We start from the raw sequence: 17653 nt of genomic DNA on the forward strand, positions 1-17653 counted from the left end.
GAGAAGAATCCATGGCCACCGCAGCAACGTCACGCACCCTCAAGGAATCTGTCTTCGAATGGGAAGGCAAGGACCGCAACGGCAAGATCCTTCGCGGCGAGCTCCGCGCTGCCGGCGAAAACCAGGTCATGGCCTCGCTGCGCCGCCAAGGCGTGCTGACGACCAAGATCAAGAAGAAGAAGATGAGCTCGGGCAAGGCGATCAAGCCCAAGGACATCGCGATCTTCACGCGCCAGCTGGCGACCATGATGAAGGCCGGCGTGCCGCTCTTGCAAGCCTTCGACATCGTGGGCCGCGGCAATGCCAATGCCAGCGTCTCGAAGCTGCTCAACGACATCCGCAGCGACGTGGAAACCGGCACCTCGCTGTCGTCGGCCTTCCGCAAGTTTCCCAAGTACTTCGATAGCCTCTACTGCAACCTGGTCGAAGCCGGCGAAGCCGCCGGTATTCTGGAAGAGCTGCTGGACCGCCTGGCCACGTACATGGAAAAGACCGAGGCGATCAAGTCCAAGATCAAGTCGGCGATGATGTACCCGACCTCGGTGGTCGTGGTGGCCTTCGTGGTGGTGGCGATCATCATGATCTTCGTGATCCCGGCCTTCAAGCAGGTGTTCACCTCCTTCGGCGCCGACCTGCCCGCGCCGACGCTGTTCGTGATGGCCATGAGCGAGTTCTTCGTCTCCTACTGGTGGCTGATCTTCGGCGTCATCGGTGGCGGCCTGTACTTCTTCTTGCAGGCATGGAAGCGCAACGAGCGGGTGCAACAGGTGATGGACCGCCTGCTGCTGCGCCTGCCGATCTTCGGCGAGCTGGTCGAAAAATCGTGCATTGCGCGCTGGACCCGCACCTTGTCGACCATGTTCGCCGCCGGCGTTCCGCTGGTGGAAGCGCTCGATTCCGTGGGCGGCGCCTCGGGCAACTCGGTCTACGCGCTGGCGACCACAAAGATCCAGCAGGAAGTCTCGACCGGCACCAGCCTGACCAGTGCGATGACCAACGCCAACCTATTTCCGTCGATGGTGCTGCAGATGACGGCGATCGGCGAAGAGTCGGGCTCCATCGACCACATGCTGGGCAAGGCGGCCGAGTTCTACGAGTCGGAAGTCGACGACATGGTCGCCGGCCTTTCGAGCCTGATGGAGCCGATCATCATCGTGTTCCTGGGCGTGATCATCGGCGGCATCGTGGTGTCGATGTACCTGCCCATCTTCAAGCTCGGCCAGGTCGTCTGATGCTCGTCTCGCAGGGGTTCGACGCCGCACTGGCCGGCGTCCTGGGCTTGCTCGTCGGCAGCTTTCTCAACGTGGTGATCTACCGCACGCCGGTCATGATGTACCGGCAGTGGCTGGGCGATGCCGTGGGCAACCTGATGAAGGTCGATGGCGTGCCCTCGCTGTGGAGCCTGGTGTTCGGCCCCAAGACGACGACGCCGGCGGCGCTGGAGAAAGCCGCCGACGAAGCGGCCAAGTCCATCGATGCCCTGCCCCCCTTCAACCTGTCGCGTCCTGCTTCGCGCTGCGGCCACTGCGGCGCTGCCATTCGCTGGTACCAGAACGTGCCGGTGCTCAGCTACCTGTTCCTGCGCGGGCGCTGCGGCGCCTGCAAGACGCCGATCAGCCCCCGCTATCCGCTGGTGGAACTGGTCAGCGGCGCCCTGTTCGCACTGTGCGCCTGGCGCTTCGGCCTGACGGTCACGGGCGCGCTGTGGGCTGCGTTCGCCGCATTGCTGATCTGCCAGTTCCTGATCGACCTGGACACCCAGTACCTGCCCGATTCGCTCAATTACGCGCTGCTCTGGCTTGGCCTGATCGGCGCGGCGGCGGGCCTCACCGGCGTGCCGCTGACGGCAGCCGTCTGGGGCGCGGTGTTCGGCTATCTGAGCCTGTGGCTGATCTATCACGTCTATCGCATCGCCACCGGCAAGGAAGGCATGGGCTATGGCGACTTCAAGCTGCTGGCGGCGCTGGGCGCCTGGCTTGGCGCCGACTACCTGATCGCCATCGTGCTGGTCTCCTCGCTGGTCGGCGCGGTGCTCGGTTCGCTGCTGCTGCTGGCCGGCAAGCTGGCCCACAAGGACATTCCGATCTCGTTTGGCCCCTTCCTGGCCGGCGCCGGACTCGTCTGCCTCGTCGCCGGGCCCGATACTGTGCGGCAATGGATTCCCTTCGCCTTCCCCCTGGGCGCGCTGGCGCTCTAACACTGCCGCCATGCGACGCGTCGGCCTGACCGGTGGCATCGGCAGCGGCAAGAGCACCGTGGCCGCCATGCTGGTGGCCCAGGGCGCGAGCCTGATCGACACCGACGGCATTGCACGGGCGCTGGCGGCCCCCGGCGGTAGCGCCATGCCGGCCATCAAGATCGAATTCGGCCCTGACATGGTGGCCGCCGATGGTGGCCTGGACCGCGAGCGCATGCGCGCACTGGCCTTCGGCGACCCGCAGGCCAAACGCAGGCTGGAAGCGATCCTGCATCCGCTGATCGGCCAGGAATGCGAACGGCAGGCCGCGGCGGCCACTGGCGCCCTTGTCGTTTTCGACGTGCCGCTCCTGGTGGAGTCGCGGCGCTGGCGCGCGATCGTCGAACGGGTGCTGGTGGTCGATGCAAGCGAAGCGATTCAATTGCAACGAGTCGTCGCGCGTTCCGGATGGGCGCCCGAAGCGGTGCAGGCCGTGATCGCCCACCAGGCGCCCAGGCCTTTGCGCCGGGCTGCTGCCGACGCGGTGATTTACAACGAAAATCTCAGCTTTGCGCAACTCGAGGACGAGGTGCGCAGCCTCTGGCAACAATGGACCGGCGTCGCAACTTGAGCGACCGGCGACCGCTCCTGACGTTTATGATGACCTCGACTGGAAACCGAGCCGCGTGATCCTTTACGAGTACCCCTTCAACGAGCGCATCCGCACCTACCTTCGGTTGGAGCACCTGTTTCGCCGCCTTGGCGAGCTGGTGCCTGCGGACTCGCCGCTCTCGCACCACTACGCACTGGTCACGATCTTCGAGATCATGGACGTGTCCGCGCGCGCCGACCTCAAGTCCGACCTGCTGCGTGACCTTGACAAGCACAAGGGAATCTTCAGCAGCTACCGCGGCAATCCGGCCATTTCGGAATCGGTGCTGGAACAGGTCATTGGCCAGCTGGAACGCAACTTCAACACCCTCAACGCCATCCACGGCAAGGCCGGCCAGTCGTTGACGGAAAACGAGTGGCTGATGAGCATCCGCAGCCGCGCCAATATTCCGGGCGGCACCTGCGAATTCGACCTGCCGGCCTACTTCGCCTGGCAACATCGCAGCGCCGCCGCGCGCCGCGCCGACATCGAGCGCTGGGCTGCCACCCTGGCGCCCATGGCCGAATCGGTCTACCTGCTGCTGAAGCTGCTGCGCGATGCCGACGTGCCCTACAAGGTAATGGCCACCAACGGCCAGTACCAGCAGACCTTGCCGCCTGGCCGCAGCTTTCAGCTGCTGCGCCTGCGCATCGACCCGGCGCTGGGACTCATTCCCGAGATCAGTGGCAACCGGCTGATGGTGTCGGTGCGCCTGATGCGCCACGAAGCCGACGACCGGCTGCATCAGAGTACCGAAGACACCGCCTTCGAGCTGACGCTCTGCGCCTGAGTTTTTCGCCATGGAAGACGCCAAGAACTTTGCCGCGCGCATCGTGAAGTGCCCCGCTTGCGGGCAAGACAGCATCTATGCGCCCAGCAATTCCTATCGACCCTTCTGCAGCGCGCGCTGCAAGGGCATCGACCTGGGGGCCTGGGCCAGCGAAGAATTCGCGATGCCCGCCGAGGCACCGCCCGACGACGAGCCCTTCGGCGATCCGCGCCTTCAGTAGCAGGCGGCGCGGGCCGAATCAGGCGGCGAGCCCGCGTTCCCGGGCCAGCCAGGCCAGCACGGGCAGCGCGCCAGGCAGCACCGGCGCGACGTCCAGCGGCAGCTGCTGCCAGCACATGGCCTGGCCTTCGCGCATCTCGAATTCGCCGGTCCAGGCGTGCACCTTGCACCAATGCAGGCGCACCAGCGCGTGCGGGTAGTCGTGCTCGGTGGTCTTCCAGACCTGCGCGCCGCCGATGGTGATGCCCAGTTCCTCGTGCAGTTCACGCCGCAGCGCTTCTTCCACGCTTTCCCCGGCCTCGATCTTGCCGCCCGGAAATTCCCAATAGCCGGCGTAGGGCTTGCCTTCGGGGCGGGTCGACAGCAGCAGCGCGTTGTCTTCGCGGATCAGGATGCCGACGGCAACCTCTGTGTGCTTTCTGGGCTCGCTCATTAGGTAACCTTCGCGCTGCGCACTGCGGTGCGAGCCCCTTCGGGCGGCCGGGCGCGGCTCATGCGTTTGCCCGCCCCGCGAAATCACGCGCGAACTGGTAGGCCACGCGGCCACTGCGCGAACCGCGCTCCAACGCCCACACCAGTGCCTCCGGGCGTGCCGCCTCGATCGCCGCCGGGCTCGCGCCGAAGTGCGACAGCCACTGCGCCACGATCGCCAGGTACTCGGCCTGGGTGAAGGGATAGAAGCTGACCCACAGGCCGAAGCGCTCCGACAGAGAGATCTTCTCCTCGATCACCTCGCCCGGATGCACCTCGCCGTCCTCGGTGTGGGTGTAGCTGAGGTTGTCCTTCATGTACTCGGGCAGCAGGTGGCGCCGGTTGCTGGTCGCGTAGATCAGCACATTGGGCGTGGATGCCGCGATCGAGCCATCCAGGATCGACTTGAGCGCCTTGTAGCCCGGCTCGCCTTCGTCAAAACTCAGGTCGTCGCTGAAGATGATGAACTTCTCGGGACGCTGCGACACCACCTCGATGATGTCCGGCAGGTCCACCAGTTCGGCCTTGTCGACCTCGATCAGGCGCAGGCCCTGCGCCGCATAGGCGTGCAGGCAGGCGCGGATCAGCGAAGACTTGCCGGTTCCTCTTGCGCCGGTCAAAAGCACATTGTTGGCCGGCTTGCCCTCCACGAACTGGCGCGTGTTGCGCTCGATCTTTTCCTTCTGGGCGTCGATTTCCTTGAGCGCATCCAGCGACATGGTCGCCACATGGCGCACCGGCTCCAATGTGCCGTGGCCGGAGCTGCGGCGACGGTAGCGCCAGGCGATGGAGGCGTTCCAGTCGGCCGGCGCCGACAGCGGCTGCGGCAGCACGGATTCGATGCGATGGATCAGCTGCTCGGCCCGTTCGATCAGGCGCTCGAATTTCTCGTTCATGAGCGGTAGTCGGCGTTGATCGACACGTAGTCGTGGCTCAGGTCGCAGGTCCAGACCGTGTCGGCCGCCTCGCCGCGGCCCAGCAGCACGCGCACCGTGATCTCGCTCTTCTTCATCACGCGCTGGCCGTCTTCTTCGCGGTAGCTCGGGTTGCGTCCGCCCTTCACCGCCACGTGCACCTCGTCCAGGTACAGGTCGATGCCGGTCTGGTCCAGATCCTCGATGCCGGCATAGCCCACCGCCGCCAGGATGCGGCCCAGGTTCGGGTCGCTGGCGAAAAAGGCGGTCTTCACCAGCGGCGAATGGGCGATGGCGTAGGCCACCTGGCGGCATTCGGCGCCGTTGCGGCCGCCCTCCACGCGCACGGTGATGAACTTGGTGGCGCCCTCGCCGTCGCGCACGATGGCCTGCGCCAGCTGGCGCGCCACGTCCTGCATGGCGGCCAGCAGGGCCTGGCCGTCGGCCGACTCGAGCGAGGTGATGACCAGGTTGGCGGCTTTCTGCGTGGCGATCACCACGAAGGAGTCGTTGGTGGAGGTGTCGCCGTCGATGGTGACGCGGTTGAAGGAGGCGTCGGCCAGCTGCTTGGCCAGCGGTTGGATCAGTGCCGGGTCGATCTTTGCGTCGGTCGCCATGAAGCCCAGCATGGTCGCCATGTTCGGGCGGATCATGCCGGCGCCCTTGCTGATGCCGCTGATGGTGACCATGGCGCCGCCCACCTGCGCGCGGGCGCTGAAGGCCTTGGGCAGGGTGTCGGTGGTCATGATGCCTTCGGCCGCGCGCGCCCAATGAGCAGGCATGGCGTCAGCGATGGCGGCCGGCAGGCCCGCCTCGATGCGGTCCAGCGGCAGCGGCTCCATGATCACGCCGGTGGAAAAAGGCAGCACCTGCTCCGGCGCAATCTCCAGCTTGCGCGCCAGCGCGATGCAGGTGGCGCGCGTGCGCATCAATCCGTCTTCGCCGGTGCCGGCATTGGCATTGCCGGTGTTGATGACCATCGCGCGAATGCCGAAGTTCTTTTGCAGGTGATCACGGCACACCTGCACCGGCGCCGCGCAAAAACGGTTCTGGGTGAAGACGCCACCCACGGCGGCACCCTCGTCGATCAACACCACGGTCAGGTCCTTGCGGTTGGCCTTGCGGATTCCAGCTTCGGCAACACCGATGCGAACGCCGGGTACCGCGAACAGGGCGGCCGGATCAGGGGCAGAAAGGTTCACGGGCATCGATCTCTCCTAGGGGGTGCACACACAATTGATGGCAAAACGCCCGCGTAGCCGGCTGGTCCGGCCCCGCGGGCGTTCAACGGGGCTGGCAGGAATTAGCTCAGCTTCCCGTGACAGTGCTTGTACTTCTTGCCGCTGCCGCAGGGGCAGGGATCGTTGCGGCCGACGCGGGCAAAGGCCATGGCACCGGCAGACAGGGTGCCGGTAGCGGCCCGGCGCAGGGTTTCTTCGTCGATCCGCACTTCGGGCTCGCCGCTTTCGGTGGGCGCGGTGTAGGTGACGTTGCTGATGCTGTCGGCGCGGTCTTCCATGGCCTGGGCAGCTTCGTCCAGCTGCTCGCTGGACTGGACGCGCACCGTCATCAGCTGGCGTGTGACCTCGTTCTTGACCGAGTCGAGCAACTGGCCGAACAGCTCGAAGGCTTCGCGCTTGTATTCCTGCTTGGGTTGCTTTTGCGCATAGCCGCGCAGGTGGATGCCCTGGCGCAGGTAGTCCAGCGAAGCCAGGTGCTCGCGCCAGTGGGTGTCGATGCTCTGCAAGAGCACCATGCGCTCGAACTGGGTGAAGTTCTCCTGCCCGATCAGCGCCACCTTGGCATCGAAGACGGTGTTGGCCGCAGCCACCACCTTCTCGACCAGATCCTCGTCGGAAATGGCGCTGGCGGCCTCCACTTCCTGGCGCAGTGGCAGCTCGATGCCCCAGTCGTTGCTCAGCACGCGCTCCAGGCCGTCCAGGTCCCATTGCTCTTCGACCGACTCGGCCGGCACGTGCTGGCGCGTCAGGTCCATGAAGCAGCCTTCGCGCAACGCGGCGATCTGCGCGGTCAGATCGGCGGCGTCCAGGATGTCGTTGCGCTGCTGGTAGATCACCTTGCGCTGATCGTTCGACACGTCGTCGTACTCGAGCAGCTGCTTGCGGATGTCGAAGTTGCGCGCCTCCACCTTGCGCTGCGCGCTTTCGATGCTGCGGGTGACGATACCCGCCTCGATCGCCTCGCCGTCGGGCATCTTCAGGCGGTCCATGATCGCCTTGACGCGATCGCCCGCGAAGATGCGCATCAGCGGATCGTCCAGGCTCAGGTAGAAGCGCGAGGAACCGTTGTCGCCCTGGCGGCCCGAACGGCCGCGCAGTTGGTTGTCGATGCGGCGCGACTCGTGGCGCTCGGTGGCGATGATGCGCAGGCCGCCCTGCGCCACCACCAGCTCATGCTCCTTCGCCCACTGGGCGCGCAGGCGCTCGATCTCGGCCTGCTTGCTGGCGGCATCGACGGTCTCGTCCTGCTCCAGCGCCTCGATGGTCTTTTCCACGTTGCCGCCCAGCACGATGTCGGTGCCGCGGCCCGCCATGTTGGTGGCGATGGTGATCATCTTGGGGCGGCCCGCCTGCGCCACGATGTCGGCTTCGCGCGCATGCTGCTTGGCGTTGAGCACCTGGTGCGGCAGCTCGGCCTCGGTCAGCAGGCCCGAGATGATTTCCGAGTTCTCGATGGACGAGGTGCCCACCAGCACCGGCTGGCCGCGCTCGTGGCATTCGCGGATGTCTTCGATCGCGGCCTGGTACTTCTCGCGCGTGGTCTTGTAGACGCGGTCGAGCTGGTCGTCGCGCTTGCTCGGACGGTTCGGTGGAATGATGACGGTTTCCAGGCCGTAGATTTCCTGGAATTCGTAGGCCTCGGTGTCGGCTGTGCCGGTCATGCCGGCGAGCTTGCCGTACAGGCGGAAGTAGTTCTGGAAGGTGATCGAGGCCAGGGTCTGGTTCTCGGCCTGGATGTTCACGCCTTCCTTGGCTTCCACCGCCTGGTGCAGGCCGTCGCTCCAGCGGCGGCCCGTCATCAAGCGGCCGGTGAACTCGTCGACGATGATCACTTCGCCCTGCTGCACCACGTAATGCTGGTCGCGGTGGTACAGGTGCTGGGCCCGCAACGCCGCGTTGAGGTGGTGCATCAGGGTGATGTTGGCCGGATCGTAGAGCGACGCGCCATCGGGCAGCATCTTGAATTCGGACAGCAGCTGCTCGGCCTTCTCGTGGCCATCTTCGGTGAGGAAGACCTGGTGCGTCTTCTCGTCCACCGTGAAGTCGCCCGGCTTGGTGATGCCTTCGCCAGTGCGTGGGTCGGCCTCGCCTTCCTGGAGGGTGAGCAGCGGCACCACCTGCTTCATGGCCAGGTACAGCTCGGTATGGTCTTCGGCTTGGCCGCTGATGATCAGGGGCGTGCGCGCCTCATCAATCAAAATCGAGTCCACCTCGTCGACGATGGCGTAGTTCAGGCCGCGCTGAACCCGGTCCTGCGTCTCGTAGACCATGTTGTCGCGCAGGTAGTCGAAGCCGTACTCGTTGTTGGTGCCGTAGGTGATGTCGGCGAGATAGGCCTGCTGCTTCTCATCGCGCGGCATGTTCGGCAGGTTGATGCCCACCGCCAGTCCCAGGTAGTTGTACAGACGGCCCATCCACTGGGCGTCGCGGTTGGCCAGGTAGTCGTTCACGGTGACCACGTGCACGCCCTGGCCGGTCAGGGCGTTCAGATACACCGGCAAGGTGGCAGTGAGGGTCTTGCCCTCGCCGGTTCGCATTTCCGAGATCTTGCCGTAGTGCAGGGCCATGCCGCCCAGCAGCTGCACGTCGAAATGGCGCATCTTCATGACGCGCTTGGACGCTTCGCGCACGGTGGCAAAAGCCTCGGGCAGCAGATCGTCCAGCGTCTCGCCCTTGGCAACGCGCTCCTTGAATTCGGTCGTCTTGGCGCGCAAGGCCTCTTCACTGAGCTTCTCGAACTGCGCCTCGAGGTCGTTGATGCGCGCTACCGTCTTGCGGTATTGCTTCAGGAGACGGTCGTTGCGACTGCCGAAGATCTGGGTCAGGAAGTTGGTGGCCATGAGTGGAGGTCAACCCCCGCACATGCACATGCACATGTGGGCGCTTCGACCGAAATCCCTAAGATAGTCAAAATGAACACTTGAGCGCACTTCGCAAGAATGCAAGTCTCGCAAGAATGCAAGTCGCATGAATGCAAGCGGTCCAGGCCGCCGGAACGCCGGCAAACCATAGATTTTAGCCACCTTGTCTTTCCCTTCTTCGTTCGTGAACCGGCGCTTCAATCCTCTTACCGTGCAGCAGGCCACCGAGGCTTCTCCGACCCTGGCAGCCTTGGCTGAGCGCGCCCGTGATGCCGCGGAGCGCCTGCGCGCCGTGCAGGACCTGATTCCGGCTGAATTGCGCGCCGGCGTGCAACCGGGCCCGGCCGAAGGCGAGGAGTGGTGCGTGCTGGTCGGCAGCAACGCCGCCGCGGCAAAACTGCGCCAATTGGTGCCCATGCTGCTGGGCCGCCTGCGCGTGCGCGGCTGGCACGTCAGCACCTTGCGCATCAAGGTGCGTTCCCGGCGCTGAGCGCACGCGCGCAGCAGGCTGCGGGGGATGGCGCCGCAAGGTGCGGCCATAGAATCCGCCCACACCGTCGCCCTGGAGATGCCGTGTCGCTCAAGTCCGTCTTGCGTGTCTTTCTTGCCCCTGCGCTGGTGCTCGCCTTTTGCGGCTGCGCCTCGCTGCCCACGGAAGTTGCGCGCACCGAATCGAAGGCGCTGAGCAACACCGGCGATACCCAGCTTGGGCAAGGCGTGCGGCAGATGACGGCACGGCACGCGGGCCAGTCGGGCATCCATGCCCTGTCGGTCGCCAACGAAGCCTTTGCCGCGCGCGTCCTGCTGGCGCGCGCGGCAGAGCGCAGCCTGGACCTGCAGTACTACATCTGGCACCGCGACACCACCGGCGAACTGCTGTGGGAGGAAGTCTGGAAGGCGGCAGAGCGCGGCGTGCGGGTGCGCGTGCTGCTCGACGACGCCAACACCGGCGGCATGGACCCCATGCTGGCAACCCTGGATGCGCACCCCAACATCGAGCTGCGCCTGTTCAATCCCTTTGCCAACAGGCGCTTCCGGGCCGGCGACTTCCTGCGCGATTTCACCCGCGTGAACCATCGCATGCACAACAAGTCCTTCACTGCGGACAGCCAGGTGGCGATCGTGGGCGGGCGCAACATCGGCGACGAATACTTCGGCGCGAACATGGAAGTGGGCTTTCAGGATCTGGACGTGATGACCGTGGGGCCGGTGGTGCGCGAGGTGTCGCAGGAGTTCGACCTGTTCTGGAACAGCGTGTCCGCCTACCCTGCCGCCAGCCTGCTGGCGCCCGCGGAGCCGGATGGCTTGGCGCAGCTGCAGGCTGCGTGGACAGCCAACCGCGAGAGGCCGCAGGCGCATGCATACGCCGAAGCAACCCGCCAGACGCGGCTGGTCACGCAGGTCGCGCAGGGCCAGGTGGATTTCGAATGGACCTCGGCACACGTGATTCACGACGCGCCGTCCAAGGCGCTGGAGCCCCCCGACCGAACCGATCTGCACATGCTGCCGCAGCTGGAGCAGGCCCTGGGCCGGCCCGCCAGCGAGCTCGACCTGGTGTCCCCCTATTTCGTGCCCGGCAAGGAGGGCACGGCCGGCCTGACAGCCTTGGCCAAGCGCGGCGTCAAGGTGCGCGTGCTGACCAATTCGCTCTCCGCCACCGACGTGGCGCCGGTGCACGCGGGTTATGCCAAGTACCGCAGGCAGTTGCTCGAGGCCGGCATCACCTTGTACGAATTGAAGCCCGGCGCGGCTGTTCCGCCGCCCGACGAGGACAGCCGGCCGCGCGGCTTGCCCGGCAGCGGCTCGACCGGCGGCGGGTCGGCTGCCAGCCTGCATGCCAAGACCTTTGCGGCGGACCGCAAGCGCCTGTTCGTGGGCTCCTTCAACCTTGACCCGCGCTCGGCTCGCCTCAACACGGAAATGGGGGTGATCATCGACAGCCCCAAGCTGGCAAACCGGCTGTCCAGCCAACTCGACAATCACCTGCCCAATGCGGCCTATCTGGTGCGGCTGACGCCGCAAGGCCAGATGGAGTGGATCGAACGCGGCGCGGACGGCCTGGAAACACGCTACACGACGGAGCCCGGCACCAGCGGCATGCGCCGGCTGTGGGTGGACTTCCTGGAAGTCCTGCCCATCGAGTCGCTGCTGTGAGAAAAAATGGTGCCGCTTGTCCGAATCGAACGGACGACCTTCCGCTTACAAGGCGGGTGCTCTACCAACTGAGCTAAAGCGGCTTGGGAACCGGCATTTTATCGGCCGGCCAAAAACGGATTTCTGACGCGCCTTACTTGACGCGTTTGAGCGAAGGACGTGCGCCTGCCCCAGCCGGCGGCTTGGGCGGCTCGTCGTCGCCTTCGGATGACGACGGCGCTGCGGACACCGTCGTACCACCGCTGCCGGCTTCGGCGTCACCGGTCACCAGATGCACGATGCGTGCGGCATCGGCTTCGGCCCCGCGCGGCGCACCACCTTTGCCCGGCTGCGACAGCGCCAGGCTGCCGGCCGCACCAGGTGCTGCGGGCGTGGTCTGACTGCCGCTGCCGGCCGCGGGCGCCGGGAAGGCCATGCCTTGGCCGTTCTCGCGGGCGTAGATCGCGATCACACGGCCTACCGGCACGATGATCTCGCGGGCGCTACCGGCAAAGCGGGCCTTGAATTCGATGAACTCGTTGCCCAGCTTCAGCGAACTGGTAGCGTCGAAGCTGATGTTCAGCACGATCTCGCCGTTCTTCACGTACTCGCGCGGCACCTGCACGGCGTCGTCGACCTGCACCGCGATATAGGGCGTGAAGCCGTTGTCGGTGCACCATTCGTACAAGGCCCGAATGAGGTACGGGCGGGTGGAAGAGGATTCGATCGCGCTGATCATCTGGCTCGTGAAATGCAAAGTTGCCTGACAGCAACTCTACCGCTTACTTGCGCATCACCTTTTCGGACGGGGTCAATGCCTCGATGTAAGCCGGGCGCGAGAAGATGCGCTCGGCGTACTTCAAGAGCGGCGCCGCGTTCTTGCTGAGGTCGATGCCGTAGTAGTCCAGGCGCCACAGCAGCGGCGCGATGGCCACGTCGAGCATCGAGAAGTTGTCGCCCAGCATGTACTTGTTCTTCAGGAACACCGGGGCCAATTGGGTCAGGCGGTCGCGGATGTGGCTGCGGGCCTTCTCCAGCGCCTTTTCGTTGCCCTTGGCGGTGCGGTTCTCCAGGGTGGCGACGTGCACGAACAATTCCTTCTCGAAGTTCAGCAGGAACAGACGCACGCGGGCACGGTCCACCGGGTCGCCGGGCATCAGCTGCGGATGCGGGAAGCGCTCATCGATGTACTCGTTGATGATGTTCGACTCGTACAGGATCAGGTCGCGCTCGACCAGGATGGGCACCTGGCCGTACGGATTCATCACGCTGATGTCTTCGGGCTTGTTGTAGAGATCGACGTCGCGAATCTCGAAATCCATGCCCTTTTCAAACAGCACGAAGCGGCAACGATGGGAAAAGGGGCAGGTGGTTCCTGAATAAAGCACCATCATGGCGGCAGACTCCTAAAAATCAAAAAGAGTGGGTTGCGTTGGCGGCAACCCACTCTGCGGGACCGGGGGCACTGGCGACCCGGTCGGCGTTTTGGAAATTACTTGACGTCTTTCCAGAAAGCGGCGTTCAAGCGCCACACGAAAACCAGGGCCAGCGACAGGAACAACAAAACCCAGACACCGACCCGCACACGCGTGTTCTGCACGGGCTCGGCCATCCATTGCATGTAGTTCACCAGGTCGCCCACCGCCTGGTCGAACTGCAGCGTCGTCATGCTGCCCGGCGTCACCTGCTCGAAACCCGAGACCACGCGCACCTTGTGGCCGTGCTCGACGACTTCCTTGTAGACGGGGCGGCGATCGCCCTGCAGTTCCCACAGCACGTTGGGCATGGCCACGCTCGGAAAGGCCAGATTATCCCAGCCGGTGGCCTTGCTCTCGTCGCGGTAGAAAGTGCGCAGGTAGGTGTAGAGGTAGTCGGCGCCCGTGCCGCCATGCCCGGCGCGCGAACGCGCCACCAGGGTCAGGTCGGGCGGCACCGTGCCGAACCAGTCCTTGGCCTGGCGCGGGTTGATGTTGGCCTGCATGGTTTCGCCCACCTTGTCGGTGGTGAACAGCAGGTTGTCCTTGATCTGCTTTTCGCTGATGCCGATGTCCTGCAGGCGGTTGTAGCGCATGAAGGCGGCCGAGTGGCAGTTGAGGCAGTAGTTGACGAAGAGCTTGGCGCCGTTTTGCAGCGAGGCCATGTCGTTCGTCTTGTTCGGCGCCTTGTCCCAGACGATGCCGCCTTCGGCGGCGTGCGCGCCGGCCACGAAACCGAGCGCGGCAATCAGCGTGAGGATGAGTTTCTTCATTCTTGTGTGCTCCCGCTCAATGCGCCGCAAAGGTCACGCGGTCGGGAACGGCCTTGAACTCGCCAAGACGGCTCCACCACGGCATCAGCAGGAAGAAACCGAAATAGAACAAGGTGCCCACTTGCGACACGCGCTCGCCCGTTGGCGACGGCGGCTGCACGCCCAGGTAGGCCAGCACGACGAAATTGACGACGAACACGCCGTAGACCCACTTGTGCCAGCTCGGGCGGTAGCGGATCGACTTCACGGGGCTGTGGTCCAGCCAGGGCAGGAAGAACAGGATGATGACGGCGGCGCCCATCAGGATCACGCCCCAGAACTTGGCGTCGGTCGACAGCATGGCCCAGCAGACCAGCACCGCCACGACCACGATCGCGGCCTTGACCACGCTGATCAGGCGCGTCTTCCAGACACCGAAGACGGCACCGGCGACCACGCAGGCAATCAGCGCCCACATCATCTCTTCGGTGACGGCACGCAGCATCGAGTAGAAGGGCGTGAAGTACCAGACCGGCGCGATGTGATTGGGCGTCTTGAGCGAGTCGGCCGGAATGAAGTTGTTGAACTCCAGGAAGTAGCCGCCGGCTTCGGGCGCGAAGAAGATCACCGCCGAGAAGATCAAGAGGAACACCACCACGCCCAGGATGTCGTGCACCGTGTAGTAGGGGTGGAAGGGAATGCCGTCGAGCGGATTGCCCTTGGCGTCCAGCTTGGACTTGATCTCGACGCCATCGGGGTTGTTGGAGCCCACTTCGTGCAGCGCGATCAGGTGCGCCACCACCAGGCCCAGCAGCACCAGCGGCACCGCGATGACGTGGAAACTGAAGAAGCGGTTCAGGGTGGCGTCGCTCACCACGTAGTCGCCGCGGATCAGCAGGGCCAGGTCAGGACCGATGAAGGGGATGGCGGCGAACAGGTTCACGATCACCTGCGCACCCCAGTAGCTCATCTGGCCCCAAGGCAGCAGGTAGCCCATGAAGGCCTCTGCCATCAGGCACAGGAAGATCGCGCAGCCGAAGATCCAGACCAGCTCGCGCGGCTTGCGGTAGCTGCCGTAGAGCAGGCCGCGGAACATGTGCAGGTACACCACCACGAAGAAGGCGGAGGCGCCGGTGGAGTGCATGTAGCGGATCAGCCAGCCCCAGGGCACGTCGCGCATGATGTACTCGACCGAGGCGAAGGCCAGGTTCGCGTCGGGCTTGTAGTGCATCACCAGGAAGATGCCGGTGACGATCTGGATCACCAGCACCAGGAGGGCCAGCGAGCCGAAGATGTACCAGAAGTTGAAGTTCTTCGGCGCGTAGTACTCCGCCATGTGCTCGTTGTAGAGCTTGGAGAGCGGGAAGCGGTTGTCGACCCAGTTCAGCAACTTCTGGCCGGCGGCGGCGTTCGGGGAGATTTCCTTGAATTCAGCCATGTTCTTGTCCTCAGGCAGCCTTGTCGTCGCCGATCAGGAGGCGCGTGTCGGATAGATACATGTGCGGCGGCACCGGCAGGTTGTCGGGCGCGGGCTTGTTCTTGAAGACGCGGCCGGCCAGGTCGAAGGTCGAGCCATGGCAAGGGCACAGGAAGCCGCCTTCCCAGTTGGCGGGCAGCGAGGGCTGCGGGCCGGTCTGGAACTTGTCGATCGGCGAGCAGCCGAGGTGGGTGCAAATGCCCACCACCACCAGCACGTCGGACTTGATCGAGCGATGCTCGTTCTGCGCGTACTTGGGGGTGAATTCGTCGGGGTTGCGCTTGGAGGCCGGGTCGGCCAGCTGGCCGTCGAGCTTGGCCAGTTCGGCCACCTGTTCGGGCGTGCGCTTGAGGATCCAGACCGGCTTGCCGCGCCATTCGACGGTGAGCTTCTCGCCGGGCTTCAGGCCGCCGATGTCAACCTCGACCGGCGCTCCCGCCGCCTTGGCCTTTTCCGAGGGCTGGAAGGTACTCACGAATGGGATGGCTGTTGCCACGCCACCCACCGCACCAGCACAGCCGGATGCGATCAACCATGTCCTCTTGCTGCTGTCGATCCGGGGCAGGCCGACGGTGGTCTCACTCATTGTGGGTCCTCAATCTTCTTCGTTGGGGTACTTGGGTCAACCGGCGATTGTAGCGGAGCGCAATTGGCGAACTCAACGCGAACCGGGGCGCGGCAGGCCCCTGTGTTGCGCCCGCGCGTCCCGATAAACTGGGCGCCCTTTTCACTCAACAAGAATGCGGGGAATCAACATGAGCTTCATGAGCGAGTTTCGGGAGTTCGCGGTCAAGGGCAACGTGATTGACCTGGCCGTCGGGGTGATCATCGGCGGCGCCTTCGGCAAGATCGTCGACTCCCTGGTGGCCGACGTCATCATGCCGGTCATCGGCCTGGTATTTGGCAAGCTGGATTTCTCGAACCTGTACCTCGTGCTGGGCAATGCCCCCGCAGGCGTGACCAACACGCTGGCCGATCTCAAGAAGGCCGGCGTGCCGGTGCTGGCCTACGGCAACTTCATCACCGTGGCGGTGAACTTCGTGATCCTGGCCTTCATCATCTTCATCATGGTCAAGCAGATCAACCGCCTGCGCAGCGCGCAACCCGCCGCGCCGGCCGAACCGCCGCCGCCACCGGAAGACGTGGTGCTGCTGCGCGAGATTCGCGACAGCCTCAGGCGGGTCTGAAGGTCCGGCAAACCGGGGAAATCGGCTGCGCGCCGGGGCAGCGCAGGATGCAGGGCAAGGCGCGGAGCGCAGCCAAGGCTGCGCGCCTTGGCTGCGCTCCGCAACGCCGCCATGCGCCCTGCGCTGCCCCGGCCCAACGGGTGAGTGCCTGCCAGGGGCGCACTCGTTGTTGCCGTCCTCGCCGGGTGTTCAACCCGGCTGCGTCCGGCGCCTAGATTGCGCCCCTGGCAGGCACTCACGCGCAGCCGATTTCCCCGGTTTGCCGGACCAGGGAGCGCGCCACTCGGATCGCCTCGATGAGGCTGGCCGCGTCGGCGCGCCCCGTGCCCGCCAGGTCGAAGGCGGTGCCGTGGTCCGGGCTGGTGCGCACCAGCGGCAGGCCCAAGGTCACGTTCACGCCCTTTTCCACCCCGAGGTATTTCACCGGAATCAGCCCCTGGTCGTGGTACATCGCGATCACAGCATCGAACTCGCCTCGGCGGGCGCGCATGAAGACGGTGTCCGGCGCATAGGGGCCGCTCGCTTCGATGCCCTCGGCGCAAGCGGCGGCAATGGCCGGCGCAATGATGGCCTGCTCTTCCGAGCCGAACAGCCCGCCCTCCCCCGCATGCGGGTTGAGTCCGGCCACCGCAATGCGCGGTACTCGCCCCAGGGCGCGGGACAGCGCGGCATGCGCGATGCGCAAGGTCTGCAGCACACCGTCGAAGCTCACCGCCTCGATCGCCTGGCGCAGCGACACATGGATGCTGACCAGCACCGTGCGCAGCTCATCGTTGGCCAGCATCATGCGCACCGGCACCTCGTCCACGCCGCGGCCCAGATGCCTGGCCGCCTCCCACTGCAGCAACTCGGTGTGGCCGGGAAACTCGAAGCCGGCCGCTGCCAGCGCCTCCTTGTGCAAGGGCGCGGTCACGATGGCGGAAATCTCGCCCGCCAACGCAGCCCGCGCGGCCCAGGTCACGGCATCGCCGGCGGCACGGCCGGCAGCGGCGCTGACCCGGCCAATCTGCAGCTGCGTCGGCACCGGCGCCACCACCTGCAGCACAGGCAGGCAGCCGGGCGGCACGCCCGGCACCTCGTCCGGATGCTCGATCTGCGCCACCGGGGGGGCAGGCGCACCCGGCTTGGCCAGGAGGGCAGCGGCACGCCGCATGCAGCCCACGTCACCCGCCACGAAGCAGCCACGCGCCACATCGGGTGCGTCGCGAAAGGCCTTCACCACGATCTCCGGCCCGATGCCAGCCGGATCGCCCATGGTGATGGCCAGCGGCGCCTGCGCCGTGCGGAGGGCCGGGGTTTGCATCG

The 17653-nt window shown here is 65.4% G+C and carries 19 protein-coding genes and 1 tRNA gene; 9 read left to right on the top strand and 11 right to left on the bottom strand.

The genetic code is table 11. The features are described from left to right. Positions 1–11: 11 nt before the first annotated feature. The 5 genes from ACIPRI_RS02315 to ACIPRI_RS02335 are packed head-to-tail and all read left to right on the top strand — an operon-like array spanning position 12 to position 3838. Positions 12–1232, top strand: coding sequence for a type II secretion system F family protein (locus ACIPRI_RS02315; protein WP_446588082.1), 1221 nt, complete (start codon positions 12–14; stop codon positions 1230–1232). Further along, positions 1232–2197 carry a prepilin peptidase gene (locus ACIPRI_RS02320; RefSeq protein ID WP_446588084.1) on the top strand — a complete coding sequence of 322 codons (966 nt, stop codon included), beginning with the start codon at positions 1232–1234 and terminating at the stop codon, positions 2195–2197. Before ACIPRI_RS02315 ends, ACIPRI_RS02320 begins: the two co-directional genes overlap by 1 nt. A 10-nt stretch (positions 2198–2207) precedes the next feature. Continuing rightward, complete coding sequence (coaE, locus tag ACIPRI_RS02325) at positions 2208–2807, top strand: dephospho-CoA kinase (protein ID WP_446588086.1); 600 nt, start codon at positions 2208–2210, stop codon at positions 2805–2807. 55 nt (positions 2808–2862) lie between these two features. Beyond that, a complete protein-coding gene (gene zapD, locus ACIPRI_RS02330; RefSeq protein WP_446588088.1) occupies positions 2863–3618 on the top strand; it encodes a cell division protein ZapD in 756 nt (251 codons plus the stop codon). Between the two features lie 10 nt (positions 3619–3628). Then, positions 3629–3838 (top strand): DNA gyrase inhibitor YacG, encoded by a 210-nt coding sequence (locus ACIPRI_RS02335; RefSeq protein WP_446588090.1) that lies wholly within the window; start codon positions 3629–3631, stop codon positions 3836–3838. Positions 3839–3856: 18 nt separating this feature from the next. Here the strand turns inward: ACIPRI_RS02335 and ACIPRI_RS02340 are convergent, their stop codons facing one another. From ACIPRI_RS02340 to secA, 4 genes are all read right to left on the bottom strand, one after another. Next, positions 3857–4270: an NUDIX domain-containing protein gene (locus ACIPRI_RS02340; protein ID WP_446588092.1), complete on the bottom strand. Its 414-nt coding sequence runs from the start codon at positions 4268–4270 to the stop codon at positions 3857–3859. A 58-nt stretch (positions 4271–4328) separates the two neighbouring features. Beyond that, a complete protein-coding gene (locus ACIPRI_RS02345) occupies positions 4329–5204 on the bottom strand; it encodes an ATP-binding protein (RefSeq protein ID WP_446588094.1) in 876 nt (291 codons plus the stop codon). Beyond that, positions 5201–6430: a bifunctional glutamate N-acetyltransferase/amino-acid acetyltransferase ArgJ gene (gene argJ, locus ACIPRI_RS02350; RefSeq protein WP_446588096.1), complete on the bottom strand. Its 1230-nt coding sequence runs from the start codon at positions 6428–6430 to the stop codon at positions 5201–5203. Before argJ ends, ACIPRI_RS02345 begins: the two co-directional genes overlap by 4 nt. Before the next feature lie 95 nt (positions 6431–6525). Beyond that, entirely contained in the window at positions 6526–9303 is a 2778-nt protein-coding gene (gene secA, locus ACIPRI_RS02355) for a preprotein translocase subunit SecA (RefSeq protein ID WP_446588098.1), read from the bottom strand. 2 nt (positions 9304–9305) lie between these two features. Here secA and ACIPRI_RS02360 point away from each other — a divergent pair, with 2 nt between their 5' ends. The 3 genes from ACIPRI_RS02360 (at position 9306) to ACIPRI_RS02370 (ending at position 11478) form a co-directional block, all read left to right on the top strand. Beyond that, positions 9306–9365: a hypothetical protein gene (locus ACIPRI_RS02360; protein WP_446620360.1), complete on the top strand. Its 60-nt coding sequence runs from the start codon at positions 9306–9308 to the stop codon at positions 9363–9365. A 143-nt stretch (positions 9366–9508) separates the two neighbouring features. Next, the gene (locus ACIPRI_RS02365) at positions 9509–9814 is read left to right on the top strand and encodes a hypothetical protein (RefSeq protein ID WP_446620361.1); all 306 of its coding nucleotides are present in this window, start codon (positions 9509–9511) and stop codon (positions 9812–9814) included. A gap of 83 nt (positions 9815–9897) precedes the next feature. Beyond that, positions 9898–11478, top strand: coding sequence for a phospholipase D family protein (locus ACIPRI_RS02370; protein WP_446588101.1), 1581 nt, complete (start codon positions 9898–9900; stop codon positions 11476–11478). A gap of 7 nt (positions 11479–11485) precedes the next feature. Here the strand turns inward: ACIPRI_RS02370 and ACIPRI_RS02375 are convergent. From ACIPRI_RS02375 to petA, 6 genes are all read right to left on the bottom strand, one after another. Continuing rightward, positions 11486–11561, bottom strand: a tRNA-Thr gene (locus ACIPRI_RS02375). A gap of 50 nt (positions 11562–11611) precedes the next feature. Beyond that, on the bottom strand, positions 11612–12196 hold the full coding sequence (locus ACIPRI_RS02380) for a ClpXP protease specificity-enhancing factor (RefSeq protein WP_446588103.1): 585 nt from the start codon (positions 12194–12196) through the stop codon (positions 11612–11614). A gap of 43 nt (positions 12197–12239) precedes the next feature. Next, the gene (locus tag ACIPRI_RS02385; RefSeq protein WP_062473683.1) at positions 12240–12851 is read right to left on the bottom strand and encodes a glutathione S-transferase N-terminal domain-containing protein; all 612 of its coding nucleotides are present in this window, start codon (positions 12849–12851) and stop codon (positions 12240–12242) included. Between the two features lie 98 nt (positions 12852–12949). Further along, the gene (locus ACIPRI_RS02390) at positions 12950–13705 is read right to left on the bottom strand and encodes a cytochrome c1 (protein ID WP_446588106.1); all 756 of its coding nucleotides are present in this window, start codon (positions 13703–13705) and stop codon (positions 12950–12952) included. Between the two features lie 16 nt (positions 13706–13721). Next, complete coding sequence (locus tag ACIPRI_RS02395; RefSeq protein WP_446588108.1) at positions 13722–15122, bottom strand: cytochrome b; 1401 nt, start codon at positions 15120–15122, stop codon at positions 13722–13724. A gap of 10 nt (positions 15123–15132) precedes the next feature. Then, positions 15133–15747: a ubiquinol-cytochrome c reductase iron-sulfur subunit gene (petA, locus tag ACIPRI_RS02400; protein ID WP_446588110.1), complete on the bottom strand. Its 615-nt coding sequence runs from the start codon at positions 15745–15747 to the stop codon at positions 15133–15135. Between the two features lie 169 nt (positions 15748–15916). On the opposite strand from petA, the gene mscL reads away from it, so the two are divergent. After that, complete coding sequence (gene mscL / locus ACIPRI_RS02405; protein WP_446588112.1) at positions 15917–16348, top strand: large conductance mechanosensitive channel protein MscL; 432 nt, start codon at positions 15917–15919, stop codon at positions 16346–16348. A 235-nt stretch (positions 16349–16583) separates the two neighbouring features. Here the strand turns inward: mscL and pdxA are convergent, their stop codons facing one another. Then, entirely contained in the window at positions 16584–17651 is a 1068-nt protein-coding gene (pdxA, locus tag ACIPRI_RS02410) for a 4-hydroxythreonine-4-phosphate dehydrogenase PdxA (protein WP_446620362.1), read from the bottom strand. Between the last annotated feature and the right edge of the window lie 2 nt (positions 17652–17653).

This window comes from Variovorax sp. LARHSF232, from assembly GCF_052871435.1.